Source organism: Bradyrhizobium sp. UNPF46 (assembly GCF_006658625.1).
Classification (GTDB): domain Bacteria; phylum Pseudomonadota; class Alphaproteobacteria; order Rhizobiales; family Xanthobacteraceae; genus Bradyrhizobium; species Bradyrhizobium nitroreducens.
This window is the reverse complement of record NZ_LFJB01000010.1, coordinates 132,104-147,157: the sequence shown is the minus strand read 5'-3', so window position 1 is coordinate 147,157 and position 15,054 is coordinate 132,104. Positions and strand designations below refer to the sequence as shown.

Here is a 15,054-nt window from a genome sequence, read left to right as displayed (position 1 = left end):
GATCGCAGATAATCGCCGCTGCTTCAGGAATTTGACGCGATGCCTCCACCTACCAGGTTCACGCTCCGCAAAGCGCTATGCCGGTTTCGTGGCAGCCGCCGCGGCTCCGCGGCGGTCGAGTTCGCGCTGGTCGCTCCGATCTTCTTCGGGCTGCTGTTCGCCATCATCGAGACGGCAATGGTGTTCTTCGCCGGCCAGGTGCTCGAAACCGTCACGCAGACTTCCGCGCGCGCCATTCTGACCGGCCAGGCGCAGGCGCAAGGAGGCTCGGTGGCGGCCTGCCAGACGAAGCCCAACGTGGTCTCGGCGTGCGATCAGACGACGTTCAAGGCCTATGTCTGCACCCAGATCCCGGCGCTGTTCGATTGCAGCAAGCTTTACGTCGACGTGGTGAGCACCACCTCCTTCACGACGCTGAGCCTTCCCGATTACGGCGATTCCTGCAGCTTCAACCCGAGCGGCGTGCAATACAATCCCGGCAGCGCCAGCCAGGTCGTCGTAGTGCGGATGTTCTATCAATGGCCGCTCTTCGTCACCGGCCTCGGCTACAACATCGGTTGCAGCAGCAAGCGGCTGCTGGTGGCGACCGCGGCCTTCAAGAACGAACCCTTCTGATGCAGATGGATCTGGGCGGACCAATGCAGGCGATTGCGAATTTCTCGAGGAATGCCCGCGACGCCGTGCGCGACTTCCTCGCCGACAAGCGCGCGCTCGCGGCGACCGAATTCGCGGTCATCGTCCCGCTGATGCTGGTGATGTTCTTCGGCACGGTCGAATTCTCGTCGGCCATTGCGATCGATCGCAAGGTCACGCTGATTGCGCGAACGCTGTCCGATCTGACATCGCAGTCGACGACGCTTGCCGATTCCGACATGCAGAACTCGTTCACGGCAAGCATCTCGATCATCATGCCTTACGACGCTTCTCTCGTGAAGAGCTCGATCTCCCAGATCTATATCGATGCCAACAGCATTGCCACGGTGCAGTGGAGCAAGGCCGGCACCATCGCGAACGGCGCAACGCAAGCGACGCTGGCAACTTCGGCTCGCAAGGCCGGCGACAAGGTGACCAGCCAGATACCCTCGACCCTGCTCGTTCCGTCGACCTACCTGATCCTCAGCGAGGCGAGCTACACTTACAAGCCGACCGTGGGCTACGTGTTGAAGTCGAGCATCCCGCTGAGCGATCTGTCCTACACGCGGCCGCGTCAGGTCACCTGCGTTCCCTACAACGGCGTGCCGTCCTCGTGCTGACATCCTTGCGCAGGACCTGAAATGAAAAAGGCCGTGCGTTGCGCACGGCCTTCCTGCTTTCTCGCGAGCCGATCGGGCCAGGGGCCCGACGGGTTCAGCCTGCGGCGCGGAGGTTGTCCGCTGCCGACTTGCCGGAGCGGCGGTCGGCCACGACCTCGTAGGAGATCTTCTGACCTTCACGCAGCGTGCCGAGGCCAGCACGTTCCACGGCGCTGATGTGGACGAACACGTCCTGGCCGCCATCGTCGGGCTGAATGAAGCCGAAGCCTTTGGTCGCGTTAAACCACTTCACGGTTCCCATGCTCACGGGGGTAGTCCCTTCTCAGATAACACAATGTCAGAGCCCGCTCGCGCGGGCCGGTTGGATCGAATTTTGGAAGGGTCGTCAGCGTGTCTGAACCGGCTGTACCGGTGGATGCTAATGTCGTCCGGCCGAAAATCGATAATTTCATTTTATCGGAATTGGGGCCTCAAAACAATCCGGGCGCACACGATTTTTTGATCCACCGTGGCGTCCACGGCGGATCATCATACAGGTTGGAATTCCGCTTCTTCCGCGCCGGCAATCGATCAGCGGCGGCGGAACTGGCCGCCACGCTGTCCGGGACGAGGGGGGCCGCCCGCGGTGCTCGGACGTTCGTCCTTGTGGCGGAAAATCAGGCGGCCCTTCTCGAGGTCGTAGGGCGACATCTCCACCGTCACGCGGTCGCCCGCCAGCGTCTTGATGCGGTTCTTCTTCATCTTGCCGGCGGTATAGGCAACGATCTCGTGTCCGGCATCGAGCTGCACGCGGTAGCGGGCGTCGGGGAGGATTTCGGTGACCAGTCCTTCGAACTGGATCAGCTCTTCCTTAGCCATGTGGGTGTCTCCAGTCGTGGACTGCTAGTTCGAATGAGGATTGCGGTTCGGTCGGCCGTTGGGGCGACTCTCGCGACGCAAAAAGGCAACGCCTTGTATTCCATCAGGCTTGCCGGCGCTATGCGCGGGACGCTGTTCCGACCGATCGGCTGGTGAGGAGTTCACCTTACCACCGTTACCGCGGCGGCGGCGAGACCCCTTGGAGGCCTTGTGGCCTTCACCGGGCCTGCCATCAACAGATCTGCCCTCGAATTGGCGTCCTTCGACGGGCCTGCCGTCAACATGCCGGCTGTCGCCCTGCCTGCCGGCGCTATGGTGACGTCCGTCCTGCCTGTCGTCGCGCCGCCCGTCGCCGTGCCGGGCGCCCTGCGGGCGCTGGCCCGGGCGGCCGCCCGGTCGTCCCTGTCGTTGCTGCTGCGGGGGCGGACCGGCGTCGCGGCGGCCGGCATCGGTGCGGAGGTCTTCGCGCGGCAGCGTCACCTTGATCAGCCGCTCGATGTCGCGGAGGTAGCTGAGTTCTTCGCCGCCTGCGACCAGCGAGATCGCGGTGCCCTCGGCGCCGGCGCGCGCGGTGCGGCCGATGCGGTGGACGTAGGTTTCCGGCACGTTGGGCAGGTCGAAATTGATGACATGGCTGATGCCGTCGACGTCGATGCCGCGGGCGGCGATGTCGGTGGCGACCAGGGTGCGGATCTCGCCCGAGCGGAACTGGGCGAGGGTGCGCTCGCGATGGTTCTGCGACTTGTTGCCGTGGATGGCGGAGGCAGGGATGCCGGCCTTCTCAAGGGTTTTCACCACCTTGTCGGCGCCGTGCTTGGTGCGGGTGAAGACCAGGGCGCGGTTGACCTGCTCCTGTTTCAACAGCTTGGCGAGGAAAGCCGGCTTCGCGGAGAAATCGACCTGGATGATGCGCTGCTGGATGCGCTCCACGGTCGAGGAGACCGGGGTCACCGCGACGCGGGCGGGGTCACGTAGCATGGCGTCGGCGAGCTCGGCGATATCCTTCGGCATGGTGGCCGAGAAGAACAGCGTCTGCCGCTTGATCGGCAGCTTGGCGACGATTTTGCGGATGTCGTTGATGAAGCCCATGTCGAGCATGCGGTCGGCCTCGTCGAGCACGAGGAATTCGACGCTGCCAAGCTTCAGCCCGTTGCTCTGCACGAGGTCGAGCAGGCGGCCCGGGGTGGCGACCAGCACATCGACGCCCTGCATCAGGGCGCGGACCTGGCGGCCCATCGGCACGCCGCCGATGGCCAAGGTCGAGGACAGGCGGATGTGGCGGCCATAGGCGTTGAAGCTGTCGAGGATCTGCCCCGACAGCTCGCGGGTCGGCGACAGCACCAGGACGCGGGCCGTCTTGGGCTGCGGCTTGATGCGGTTCTCGAGCAGGCGGTGCAGGATCGGCAGCGCGAAGGACGCGGTCTTGCCGGTTCCGGTCTGGGCGATGCCGACGACGTCGCGGCCGGTCAATGCCAGCGGAATGGTCTGGGCCTGGATCGGGGTGGGGGTGACGTAATTCTCTTCCTGAAGAGCGCGCGCGATGGGTTCGGCGAGGCCGAAGTCCTGAAACGAAGTCAAAAGAGGGGTTCTTTCCATGTCGAAAGCGAACGCCCGGCGCATCTAGCGCGGCGCGCGCAAAAGGGTGTCGAGGAGACACCTGCGTGTTTGGGGTGTCGGATGGCTTGGGAGATATGGGGCAAGCCAGACGCCCGTAGAGGGCTTAAGAACACGCGGCTCGCAACGACCCCTTGATTCGCAAGAGGTCTCGGCTGTTCATATGGAACATTGAGGGGGCGCTTTCAAGGCAGCACGGCCCTAAACGGCGATTGCAGTGCAGAAATAGTTATGCCGGAAATTTAGCCAGAATAGGCAATTTGCTCAAAAAATAGATCGCCTGCCGCTTTGGCATACATTTGAATTGCCTTGGATTTAGGCTGCACGTCTATTTCGAAACTTTGTTTTCGGGTGATTCTTCCAACAAAATCAAAGAGTTGATGGGTGCTCAGTCCATGGCACAGTTCTTGCGAATCCGTTAATCGCAGGCGGCCGTGGGGCCGTTTCGCAGCGTTTTAACGTCTGCGTCAGGGAGATGAGAAACTCATGCTTAGCAAATCTACTCACGATATAGCGGCGTCATTTAGCCGCCGCGGCGTGCTCGCCGCGACCGCCGGATTGATGCTCGGTCTGGCTTCATTGACCGGCGCGAAGGCCGCCGATGACACCATCAAGGTCGGCGTGCTGCACTCCCTCTCCGGCACCATGGCCATCAGCGAAACCACGCTGAAGGACACCATCCTCTTCCTGATCGACGAGCAGAACAAGAAAGGCGGCGTGAACGGCAAGAAGCTCGAAGCCGTCGTCGTCGATCCCGCCTCGAACTGGCCGCTGTTCGCCGAAAAGGCGCGTGAGCTGATCACCAAGGACAAGGTCTCGGTCGTGTTCGGCTGCTGGACCTCTGTGTCGCGCAAATCGGTGCTGCCGGTGTTCAAGGAGCTGAACAGCATCCTGTTCTATCCCGTGCAGTACGAGGGTGAGGAGAGCGAGCGCAACGTGTTCTACACGGGTGCTGCGCCGAACCAGCAGGCGATCCCCGCCGTCGACTATCTGATGAAGGAAGAGAAGGTGAAGCGCTGGGTGCTCGCCGGCACCGACTACGTCTATCCGCGCACCACCAACAAGATCCTGGAAGCCTATCTGAAGTCGAAGGGTGTCGCCCAGGAAGACATCATGATCAACTACACGCCGTTCGGTCACTCCGACTGGCAGACGATCGTGGCCGACATCAAGAAGTTCGGCTCGGCCGGCAAGAAGACCGCGGTGGTCTCGACCATCAACGGCGACGCCAACGTTCCCTTCTACAAGGAGCTCGGCAACCAGGGCATCAAGGCGAAGGACATCCCGGTGGTGGCGTTCTCGGTCGGCGAAGAAGAGCTCGCCGGCATCGACACCAAGCCGCTGGTCGGCCATCTCGCCGCCTGGAACTACTTCGAGTCGATCAAGAACCCGGCGAACGAGAAGTTCATCAAGGACTGGCAGGCCTACACCAAGAACCCGAAGCGCGTGACCAACGACCCCATGGAAGCGCACGTGATCGGCTTCAACATGTGGGTGAAGGCCGTCGAGAAGGTGAAGTCGACCGATGCGGACAAGGTGATCGACGCGCTTCCCGGCATCGAGGCGCCGAACTTGACTGGCGGCGTGTCGAAGATGCTGCCGAACCACCACATCACCAAGCCGGTGTTCATCGGCGAGATCAAGGGCAACGGCCAGTTCGATGTGGTCTGGAAGACTCCGAGCCTCGTTCCGGGCGACGCCTGGTCGAAGGAGCTCGACGGTTCCAAGGACCTGATCGGCGACTGGGTCGGCAAGAAGTGCGGCAACTTCAACACCAAGACCAACAAGTGCCTCGGTTCGGGCTCCTGATCCGGATCTGACGCTCCATTGCGAGATCGGAGAAGGCGGCGATCCCGCCGCCTTCTCCACCCATTTCTGCCGGGGTCTTTCACAGTGCCAGCCCATTTGTCCGCGCGTCTCTGCGCATTTGCGCTCTCGTTACTGCTGATCGCGTTCGCGCTGCCGGCCTTTGCCGGTCCGTTCGAGGACGGGGTCGCCAAGTTCGCCAATGACGATTTCTCCGACACGGAAGAGGCGATCGGCGTGGTCGCGAGCAGCGGCAACAAGCTGGCTTTTCCCATCATCAGCGCGCTTCAGGACGGCCGCCTCATGGCCGATCCTGACAGCAAGAAGGTTTACGTTACCGGTACCGACGGCAAGTCGATCGATGCCGCGACCGGCGAGCCGGTTGCCAGCGTCCCCGATAGTGCGAGCGCGGTCCGCCTCAACAACCGTCTGCGCCGCAGCGTCGATGCCGCGATCGGCAGCCTGACGCTGCAGTCTCCGGATATCGGGACGCGCCTCCAGGCCGCGCAATCCGTCTTCAAGTCGCACGAGGAGACCGCGCTCGAGGCGGTCGATGGCGCGCTCGCCAAGGAAACCAACAAATCCGTCAAGGCCGCGCTGGGCGATGCGCGTGCGGCCATCCTGCTGTTCAAGTCTGATGCCACCGAAGTCGAGAAGCTCGAGGCAGTCGCCACCCTCAAGGCGCGCGGCGACCAGGAAGCGCTGGCGCTGCTCACGGGCATGGGCGATCAGCCGGCCTCGGTGACCAAGGCGGCGGCCAGTGCCATCAGCTCGATCCAGTCCTCGCTCGCGGTCTGGTCCGGCGTGCAGAATGCCTGGTACGGCCTCTCGCTCGGCTCGGTGCTGCTGCTCGCCGCGATCGGGCTCGCCATCACCTTCGGCGTGATGGGCGTCATCAACATGGCGCATGGCGAGATGGTGATGTTGGGGGCCTACACCACCTTCGTGGTGCAGGAGGTGATCCGCACCCGCTATCCCGGCCTGTTCGACTATTCGCTGCTGATCGCCGTGCCGCTCGCCTTCCTCGTCGCCGGCGCCATCGGCGTCCTGATCGAGCGCAGCATCATCCGCTTCCTCTACGGCCGTCCGCTGGAGACGCTGCTGGCGACCTGGGGCCTGTCGCTGGTGCTGCAGCAGGCGGTGCGCACCATGTTCGGCCCGACCAATCGCGAGGTCGGCAATCCCTCCTGGATGAGCGGCGCGTTCGAGCTCGGCCAGATCACCATCACTTATAACCGGCTCTGGATCCTTGTCTTCACGCTCGCCGTGTTCGCGATCCTGCTCGCGATGCTGCGCTACACCGCGCTCGGTCTCGAGATGCGCGCGGTGACGCAGAACCGCCGCATGGCGGCCTCGATGGGCATCGCCACCTCGCGCGTCGACGCGCTGACCTTTGGCCTCGGCTCGGGCATCGCCGGCATCGCCGGCGTGGCGCTGTCGCAGATCGACAATGTCAGCCCCAATCTCGGCCAGAGCTACATCATCGACAGCTTCATGGTCGTGGTGTTCGGCGGGGTCGGTAACCTCTGGGGCACGCTGGTCGGCGCCTTCACCCTCGGCATCGCCAACAAGTTCCTGGAGCCGGTTGCGGGCGCCGTGCTCGGCAAGATCGCGATCCTCGTTCTCATCATCCTGTTCATTCAAAAACGCCCGCGCGGATTGTTCGCGCTCAAGGGCCGTGCGGTGGAAGCATGACCCCTCACATGCTGACACGATCGCTGGACCGCAGCGCGACGATCTTCCTTGCCGTCGTCGCGGCCTTCGGCATCCTCATCCCGCTCTCCAACCTGCTGCTGCCCGCGGGCTCGTTCCTGCAGGTGCCGACCTATCTGGTCGCGCTCTGGGGCAAATATGTCTGCTACGCCATCCTGGCGCTCGCAATCGACCTGATCTGGGGCTATTGCGGCATCCTCTCGCTCGGCCACGGCGCCTTCTTCGCGCTCGGCGGCTACGCCATGGGCATGTATCTGATGCGGCAGATCGGCACCCGCGGCGTCTATGGCAACCCGATCCTGCCCGACTTCATGGTGTTTCTGAATTACTCGAAGCTGCCCTGGTACTGGTACGGCTTCGACATGTTCTGGTTCGCCGCGCTGATGGTGCTGGTCGTGCCGGGCCTGCTCGCCTTCTGTTTCGGCTGGCTCGCCTTCCGCTCCCGCGTCACCGGCGTGTACCTCTCGATCATCACGCAGGCGATGACCTATGCGCTGCTGCTCGCCTTCTTCCGCAACGATTTCGGCTTCGGCGGCAACAACGGCCTGACCGACTTCAAGGATATCCTCGGCTTCAACGTGCAGGCCGAGGGGACCCGCGCTGCCCTGTTTGCGCTGAGTTGCCTGGCGCTGATCCTCGGTTTCCTGATCTGCCGCGCGATCGTCTCGTCCAAGCTCGGCAAGGTGCTGATCGCGGTACGCGATGCGGAATCGCGTACGCGCTTCCTCGGCTACCGCGTCGAATCCTACAAGCTGTTCGTGTTCACGGTGTCGGCCTGCATGGCCGGCGTTGCCGGCGCGCTCTACGTGCCGCAGGTCGGCATCATCAATCCAAGCGAATTCGCGCCGGGCAATTCGATCGAAGCGGTGATCTGGGTCGCGGTCGGCGGTCGCGGCACGCTGGTCGGCGCTGCGCTCGGCGCCGTCGTGGTCAACTACGCCAAGACCTTCTTCACCTCGGGCGTGCTGGCGCCGTACTGGTTGTTCATGCTGGGTGCGCTGTTCATCCTGGTGACGCTGTTGCTGCCGAAGGGCATCGTCGGCACCTTCAATGCCTGGTGGGACTCCTCGAAGGAAAAGCGCAATGCGGCCTCGGCGAGCGCCGCCGCCGAAGACGGTGTCACCCAACCGAAGATGGCGGAGTAGGCACACATGAACGTCATGGACAACCGCGCCACCTCCGCGATGCTCTATCTCGACGGCGTGCACGTCTCGTTCGACGGCTTCCACGCCATCAACAATCTGTCACTGACGCTCGAGCCCGGCGAGATGCGCGCCATCATCGGTCCGAACGGTGCCGGCAAGACCACGATGATGGACATCATCACCGGCAAGACCAAGCCGGACGAGGGCACCGTGCTGTTCGACGGCGTCACCGATTTGACGCGGCTGGACGAGACCCGCATTGCCGAGCTCGGCATCGGCCGCAAATTCCAGAAGCCGACCGTGTTCGAGAGCCAGACCGTGCAGGACAATCTGCTGCTGGCGCTCAACGTCGATCACTCGGTCCGTGGCACGCTGTTCTGGCGCGGCAGCAAGGCGGAGTCCGAGCGCATCGACAAGGTGCTGGAGACGATCCGACTCACGGAGGCCCGCAACCGCCTCGCCGGCAGCCTCAGCCACGGCCAGAAGCAGTGGCTCGAGATCGGCATGCTGTTGGCGCAGGATCCGAAGCTGCTGCTGGTCGACGAGCCCGTCGCGGGGATGACCGACGTCGAGACGCATCTCACCGCCGAGCTGCTGAAAGAGATCAACAAGACCCACACCGTCATGGTCGTCGAGCACGACATGACGTTCGTGCGCGAGCTCGGCGTCAAGGTCACCTGCCTGCATGAAGGCACCGTGCTCGCGGAAGGGACCATCGACCAGGTCTCGTCAAACGAGCGGGTCATCGAAGTCTATCTGGGACGCTGAGCCATGCTTGAGGTCAAGGACATCAACCTGTTCTACGGCGCGGCGCAGGCGCTGCGCGGCGTCTCGATTGCGGCCGAGCCGGGCAAGGTCACCTGCGTGCTTGGACGCAACGGCGTCGGCAAGACCTCGCTCCTGCGCGCCATGGTCGGGCAATATCCAATTTCGTCGGGCGCGATCGTGTTCGATGGCAGCGATATCACCGGCCTGAAGCCTTATGAGCGGGCGCGCAAAGGCATCGGCTTCGTGCCGCAGGGCCGCGAGATCTTTCCGCTGCTGACGGTCGAGGAGAACCTCAAGACCGGCTTCGGTCCGCTCAAGCGCCAGGACAAGAACATTCCGGACGACGTGTTCTCGCTGTTTCCGGTGCTGCAATCCATGCTCGGCCGGCGCGGCGGCGATCTCTCCGGCGGCCAGCAGCAGCAGCTCGCGATCGGCCGCGCGCTGGTGATGCGGCCGAAGCTTCTCTTGCTCGACGAGCCGACCGAGGGCATCCAGCCCTCGATCATCAAGGACATCGGCCGCGCCATCTCCTATTTGCGCAACCTCGGCAACATCGCCATCGTGCTGGTCGAACAATATCTCGACTTTGCCTGCGAACTCGGCGACAGTTTTGCCGTGATGGATCGCGGCGCGGTGAAGTTCACCTGCGATCGCGCCAATTTGGACGCGAGCGAGATCAGCCGCCAGATGGCGCTGTAAGCATTCTGCCGCGACCGGCTGGGGGAGGCGGATGCGCAGCGACGTTTCGGTCACGTCAGGGGTTTTCGAGGCGAACCGTGCCCGCGGCGCGGTGCGCTTCGACGTCCATGCGCGTGACGGCGTGACGCGGCGCGGCGTCTTGCATGAATCCGGCTCGTTGCGCGTGCGCTTTCCCTCGCCGGAAGGCGAGGGGTTGTCCGGCGTGTTCGTCAACACGGCCGGCGGCGTCGCGGGAGGGGACAGTTTCGAGATCGACATCGCAGGGGGCGAGCGCTCGCGCCTGACCTTGACGACGGCGGCGGCCGAAAAGGTCTATCGCGCGCCGGGAGCGGCAGCGCAGCTCAATATTTCCTTGAAAATCGCCGCGGGCGCGCATCTCGGCTGGCTGCCGCAGGAGACGATCCTGTTCGATCGCGCCCGGGTCCATCGCCGCTTCGACATCGAGCTCGACGAGACCGCCTCGCTTCTGCTGTGCGAGATCGTGGTGTTCGGCCGCACCGCCATGGGCGAGCGGATGGAGCAGGGGGAATTCGTCGACCGCTGGCGACTGCGGCGGGGTGGCAGGCTGGTGTTCGCCGAGACCGTCAGGCTCGACGGCAATATCGGCGCAAGACTTGGGCGATCGGCGGTGGCGAAGGGCGGCGCGGCGATCGGCACGGCGCTGATCGTTCCCGGCGACGAGGCCCTCGTCGAGCGCATCCGCGAAGCCGCGGACTCGTTCTCCGGCGAGGTGGGAATCTCCGCCTGGAATGGATTTGCAATGGCGCGGTTCTGTGCCCAAGATGCGGCGCGCTTGCGCGCCGACATGATGGCCGTGCTGGCGCGTACCGGTGCCGCGCTGCCGCGACTCTGGTTGAACTGACTGGCTGAATTGACTTGTTGAACGGAAGAGATGCTTCATGAACCTGTCTCCCCGCGAAAAGGACAAGCTTCTGATCTCGATGGCGGCGATCGTGGCCCGCCGCAGGCTGGACCGCGGCGTCAAGCTCAACCATCCCGAGGCGATCGCGATCATCTCCGATTTCATCCTTGAAGGCGCGCGCGACGGCCGAACCGTTGCCGAGCTGATGCAATCCGGCGCGCAGGTCCTGACCCGCGATCAGGTGATGCCTGGTATCCCCGAGATGATCCACGACATCCAGGTCGAGGCGACCTTTCCGGACGGCACCAAGCTCGTCACCGTGCACGAGCCGATCAGGTAGTTTGAATTCGTCATTCCGGGGCGCCCAAAGGGCGAACCCGGAATCCAGAGGTTGTTGATCGAGATTCCGGGTTCTCGCTCCGCGAGCCCCGGAATGACATAGGAAGTCAAACATGATCCCCGGCGAACTCTTCATCCAGGACGGCGAGATCGAGCTCAATGCCGGCCGCAAGACCGTGACGCTGACGGTGGCCAACACCGGCGACCGCCCGATCCAGGTCGGCTCGCACTATCATTTCTTCGAGACCAACCCCGCGCTGAAATTCGACCGCAAGAAATCCCGCGGCATGCGCCTCGACATCGCCGCCGGCACCGCCGTCCGCTTCGAACCCGGCCAGACCCGCGACGTGCAGCTTGTCGCCATGGCGGGGAAGAGGACGATCTACGGTTTTCGTGGCGACGTGATGGGGAAGTTGTGAGCTTCCAGCGCGCGTTCGCCCAGAAATTCAATCGCAAACGGGGCTTGTGATGTCCGTCAAAATAAAGCGTTCCGTCTATGCCGACATGTTCGGCCCGACCACCGGCGACAGGGTGCGGCTGGCCGACACGGACCTCATCATTGAGGTCGAGAAGGATTTCACCACCTATGGTGAGGAGGTGAAGTTCGGCGGCGGCAAGGTGATCCGCGACGGCATGGGGCAGTCGCAGGTCACCAACAAGCAGGGCGCGGCCGACACGGTCATCACCAATGCGCTGATCGTCGACCATTGGGGCATCGTCAAGGCCGACGTCGCCATCAAGGACGGCATGATCTCCGCGATCGGCAAGGCCGGCAATCCCGACATCCAGCCAGGTGTCACCATCATCATCGGCCCCGGCACCGACGTGATCGCTGGCGAAGGCAAGATCCTCACCGCGGGCGGCTTCGACAGCCACATCCATTTCATCTGCCCGCAGCAGATCGAGCACGCGCTGATGTCAGGTGTCACCTCGATGCTCGGCGGCGGCACCGGTCCCTCGCACGGCACCTTCGCCACCACCTGCACGCCGGGGCCGTGGCACATGGGGCGGATGATCCAGTCGTTCGACGCCTTCCCGGTCAATCTCGGTATTTCCGGCAAGGGTAACGCCTCGCGGCCCGCAGCCCTGGTCGAGATGATCAAGGCCGGCGCCTGCGCGCTGAAGCTGCACGAGGACTGGGGCACGACGCCGGCGGCGATTGACAACTGTCTGTCGGTCGCCGACGCTCACGACATCCAGGTGATGATCCACACCGACACGCTGAACGAATCCGGCTTCGTCGAGGATACGATCAAAGCGTTCAAGGGCCGCACCATCCACGCCTTCCACACCGAAGGCGCCGGCGGCGGTCACGCGCCTGACATCATCAAGGTCGCCGGCCTGAAGAACGTGCTGCCGTCCTCGACCAATCCGACGCGGCCCTTCACGCGCAACACCATCGACGAGCATCTGGACATGCTGATGGTGTGCCATCACCTCGATCCCTCGATCGCGGAAGATTTGGCGTTCGCCGAGAGCCGCATCCGCAAGGAGACCATCGCGGCCGAAGACATCCTGCACGATCTCGGCGCGCTCTCGATGATGTCGTCAGATTCTCAGGCGATGGGTCGCCTCGGCGAGGTCATCATCCGGACCTGGCAGACCGCGGACAAGATGAAGAAGCAGCGCGGCTCGCTGCCGCAGGACAAGGGCAAGGACAACGACAATTTCCGCGTGAAGCGCTACATCGCCAAATACACGATCAACCCCGCGATCGCGCACGGCGTGTCGAAGCTGATCGGCTCGGTCGAGAAGGGCAAGCTCGCCGATCTCGTGCTGTGGTCGCCGGCCTTCTTCGGCGTCAAGCCGGACTGCATCGTCAAGGGCGGCACCATCGTCGCGGCGCCCATGGGCGATCCCAATGCCTCGATCCCGACGCCGCAGCCGGTGCACTACCAGCCGATGTTCGGTGCCTTCGGCAAGGCGCGCACGGCATCGTCCGTGGTGTTCACCTCCAAGGCGGCGATCACCGGCGGCCTGGCGCGAAAGCTCGGCATCGAGAAGAAGCTCTATGCGGTCCAGAACACCCGTAGCAAGATCTCCAAGAAGAGCATGATCCACAACGACGCCACGCCCAATATCGAGGTCGATCCGGAGACCTACGAGGTGCGCGCCGATGGTGAGCTGCTGACCTGCGCCCCCGCCGAGGTGCTGCCCATGGCGCAGCGATATTTCATGTACTGAAATAGCGCCTCAACGCATGTCCCCGGCGGGTATCCGGGAACGGCTTTTTGCGGTTTTGCGTTCGATGCCGGCTGGTCTAATGTCCCGCCCGGTATTGACCCCCTCAGAAGAAAAGCCGGGAGGATTTCTCGTGATCTACGTCGTTGCCACCCTGACCATCAAGCCCGAGACGCGCGCCGAATTCATTGCAGCCGCCACCGCCTGCATCAAGGAGACGCGGAAGGAGCCCGGCAATATCGCCTATGACCTGCATGAGAGCGTCACCGATCCCGCCAAGATGGTGTTCGTCGAGCAGTGGGAGAACATGGAGGCGCTGGGGCCACATCGCGCCGCCGAGCACATGAAGACCTTCGGCCGGGTCGCGGTGAAGTGTTTCACGGCGCCGCCGAAGATCGAATACATCACGCCCGAGAAGGTCGAGACACGGTAACGAGGTAGAAGCATGATCCGGGCGACGCAGGTCAGGGGACAACACCGTTTCACGGAAGCGCCGGTGGATACGGTCGTGCTCGATTTCGACGATCGGCACCGCCGCCGCATGGCGATGACGGGCACGCGGGGTCTCGAATTCCTGCTCGACCTGGAGAATGCCGTCGCGCTGCGCGGCGGCGATGCGCTGGTGCTGGAGGACGGCCGGCTGGTCGAGGTGGTCGCGGCGCCCGAGCCGCTGCTGGAAATCCGCGGCCGTGATCCGCACCACCTCGTCCGCGTCGGCTGGCATCTCGGCAACCGCCATCTGCCGACGCAGATCATGGCCAAGGCCCTGCGCATTCGCCGCGACCACGTCATCGAGGCCATGGTGAAGGGCCTCGGCGCGCGCGTGATCGAGATCGAGGCGCCGTTCGATCCCGAAGGCGGTGCCTATGCCGATGCCGGCCATGGACAAGGTCACGACGACCATGTCCAGCACGATCACGGGCATCATCATGATCATGGTCACGATCACCATGATCATGATCACCACGGCCACGATCATCACCACCATGACCATGCCTCGCACGGCCATGGGCACGATCATCACCACGACGAGCATTGCGACCATCCCGACCATCACCACGGCCACAAGCATGCTCATGACCACAAATGAGCCGGTCGGCGCCGGTGACCTCGACAAGGGCGAGGCGGCGGCGCTGTACCGGCTGATGACCTGGCTGTCGCCGGCATTCCCGGTCGGCGGCTTCTCCTATTCCAGCGGCATCGAATGGGCGGTCGAGGCGGGCGACATCGTCGATACGGCAACGCTGGCCGACTGGCTCGACGCCATGCTCAGTGACGGCTCCGGCTTCTGCGATGCGACGTTCCTGGTCCACGCCTATCGCGCCGCGGAGGTGGCCGAGGAGACAGCATTGAGCGATGTCGCCGAGCTCGCCGCCGCGTTCGTGCCGTCGCGTGAGCGGCAGCTGGAGACGACCTCGCAGGGCCGCGCCTTCATCGACATCGCCCGCGCCGCGTGGGACGCCGACGGACTGGACGCCATGGTTTCGGCATGCCGCGCGCCACTGGTCTATCCGGTCGCGGTCGGTGTGGTCGCGGCCATGCACGGCGTGCCGCTGGCGCCGACGCTGCACGCCTTCCTGCATGCGCTGGTCTCCAACTGGATTTCCGCAGCCAGCCGCCTCATTCCGCTGGGTCAGACCGACAGCCAGCGCGTGCTTGTGAGGCTGGAGGCCGCTGTGGCCGCCACCGCCGACCGTGCGCTGCATGCGACATTGGACGATCTCGGCAGTGCGACCTTCCGCGCCGATCTCGCCAGTCTACGGCACGAGACGCAATATACGCGGCTGTTCCGCTCGTGAGAGCGAAGCAGCCTTTC

At 63.9% G+C, this 15,054-nt stretch carries 17 protein-coding genes; 14 read left to right on the top strand and 3 right to left on the bottom strand.

Annotated features, from left to right (window positions below; genetic code table 11):
- Positions 1–39 precede the first annotated feature (39 nt).
- Both UNPF46_RS06430 and UNPF46_RS06425 read left to right on the top strand, forming a co-directional pair.
- On the top strand, positions 40–615 hold the full coding sequence (locus UNPF46_RS06430) for a TadE/TadG family type IV pilus assembly protein (RefSeq protein ID WP_100176101.1): 576 nt from the start codon (positions 40–42) through the stop codon (positions 613–615).
- A 5-nt stretch (positions 616–620) separates the two neighbouring features.
- Complete coding sequence (locus UNPF46_RS06425) at positions 621–1,253, top strand: TadE/TadG family type IV pilus assembly protein (RefSeq protein WP_142249469.1); 633 nt, start codon at positions 621–623, stop codon at positions 1,251–1,253.
- 94 nt (positions 1,254–1,347) lie between these two features.
- On the opposite strand, the gene UNPF46_RS06420 is transcribed toward UNPF46_RS06425, so the two are convergent.
- The 3 genes from UNPF46_RS06420 to UNPF46_RS06410 all read right to left on the bottom strand — a co-directional run bounded on the left by UNPF46_RS06420 (position 1,348) and on the right by UNPF46_RS06410 (position 3,731).
- Entirely contained in the window at positions 1,348–1,560 is a 213-nt protein-coding gene (locus tag UNPF46_RS06420; protein ID WP_097659975.1) for a cold-shock protein, read from the bottom strand.
- Between the two features lie 263 nt (positions 1,561–1,823).
- Positions 1,824–2,111 carry a translation initiation factor IF-1 gene (gene infA / locus UNPF46_RS06415; RefSeq protein ID WP_024340539.1) on the bottom strand — a complete coding sequence of 96 codons (288 nt, stop codon included), beginning with the start codon at positions 2,109–2,111 and terminating at the stop codon, positions 1,824–1,826.
- Positions 2,112–2,135: 24 nt separating this feature from the next.
- On the bottom strand, positions 2,136–3,731 hold the full coding sequence (locus tag UNPF46_RS06410; protein WP_142249461.1) for a DEAD/DEAH box helicase: 1,596 nt from the start codon (positions 3,729–3,731) through the stop codon (positions 2,136–2,138).
- 480 nt (positions 3,732–4,211) lie between these two features.
- On the opposite strand from UNPF46_RS06410, the gene urtA reads away from it, so the two are divergent.
- From urtA to UNPF46_RS06350, 12 genes are all read left to right on the top strand, one after another.
- Positions 4,212–5,534, top strand: a complete 1,323-nt coding sequence (gene urtA / locus UNPF46_RS06405; protein ID WP_142249460.1) for an urea ABC transporter substrate-binding protein — start codon at positions 4,212–4,214, stop codon at positions 5,532–5,534.
- A gap of 84 nt (positions 5,535–5,618) precedes the next feature.
- Positions 5,619–7,226, top strand: coding sequence for an urea ABC transporter permease subunit UrtB (gene urtB, locus UNPF46_RS06400; protein WP_142249459.1), 1,608 nt, complete (start codon positions 5,619–5,621; stop codon positions 7,224–7,226).
- Entirely contained in the window at positions 7,223–8,389 is a 1,167-nt protein-coding gene (urtC, locus tag UNPF46_RS06395; RefSeq protein WP_142249458.1) for an urea ABC transporter permease subunit UrtC, read from the top strand. Before urtB ends, urtC begins: the two co-directional genes overlap by 4 nt.
- A 6-nt stretch (positions 8,390–8,395) precedes the next feature.
- Positions 8,396–9,157: an urea ABC transporter ATP-binding protein UrtD gene (urtD, locus tag UNPF46_RS06390; RefSeq protein ID WP_097659970.1), complete on the top strand. Its 762-nt coding sequence runs from the start codon at positions 8,396–8,398 to the stop codon at positions 9,155–9,157.
- Between the two features lie 3 nt (positions 9,158–9,160).
- On the top strand, positions 9,161–9,856 hold the full coding sequence (gene urtE, locus UNPF46_RS06385) for an urea ABC transporter ATP-binding subunit UrtE (RefSeq protein ID WP_094892819.1): 696 nt from the start codon (positions 9,161–9,163) through the stop codon (positions 9,854–9,856).
- A 31-nt stretch (positions 9,857–9,887) separates the two neighbouring features.
- Positions 9,888–10,718, top strand: coding sequence for an urease accessory protein UreD (locus UNPF46_RS06380; RefSeq protein WP_142249457.1), 831 nt, complete (start codon positions 9,888–9,890; stop codon positions 10,716–10,718).
- Positions 10,719–10,755: 37 nt separating this feature from the next.
- A complete protein-coding gene (locus tag UNPF46_RS06375; RefSeq protein WP_007605424.1) occupies positions 10,756–11,058 on the top strand; it encodes an urease subunit gamma in 303 nt (100 codons plus the stop codon).
- Between the two features lie 112 nt (positions 11,059–11,170).
- Positions 11,171–11,476, top strand: a complete 306-nt coding sequence (locus UNPF46_RS06370) for an urease subunit beta (RefSeq protein ID WP_100176107.1) — start codon at positions 11,171–11,173, stop codon at positions 11,474–11,476.
- A gap of 49 nt (positions 11,477–11,525) precedes the next feature.
- The gene (gene ureC, locus UNPF46_RS06365) at positions 11,526–13,241 is read left to right on the top strand and encodes an urease subunit alpha (RefSeq protein WP_100176108.1); all 1,716 of its coding nucleotides are present in this window, start codon (positions 11,526–11,528) and stop codon (positions 13,239–13,241) included.
- Positions 13,242–13,371: 130 nt separating this feature from the next.
- Positions 13,372–13,671 (top strand): putative quinol monooxygenase, encoded by a 300-nt coding sequence (locus UNPF46_RS06360; protein ID WP_035998129.1) that lies wholly within the window; start codon positions 13,372–13,374, stop codon positions 13,669–13,671.
- Positions 13,672–13,683: 12 nt separating this feature from the next.
- Positions 13,684–14,328 (top strand): urease accessory protein UreE, encoded by a 645-nt coding sequence (locus UNPF46_RS06355; protein WP_100176109.1) that lies wholly within the window; start codon positions 13,684–13,686, stop codon positions 14,326–14,328.
- Positions 14,309–15,037: an urease accessory protein UreF gene (locus UNPF46_RS06350; RefSeq protein WP_100176110.1), complete on the top strand. Its 729-nt coding sequence runs from the start codon at positions 14,309–14,311 to the stop codon at positions 15,035–15,037. The genes UNPF46_RS06355 and UNPF46_RS06350 overlap by 20 nt, the downstream gene beginning before the upstream one ends.
- The last annotated feature ends 17 nt before the right edge of the window (positions 15,038–15,054 follow it).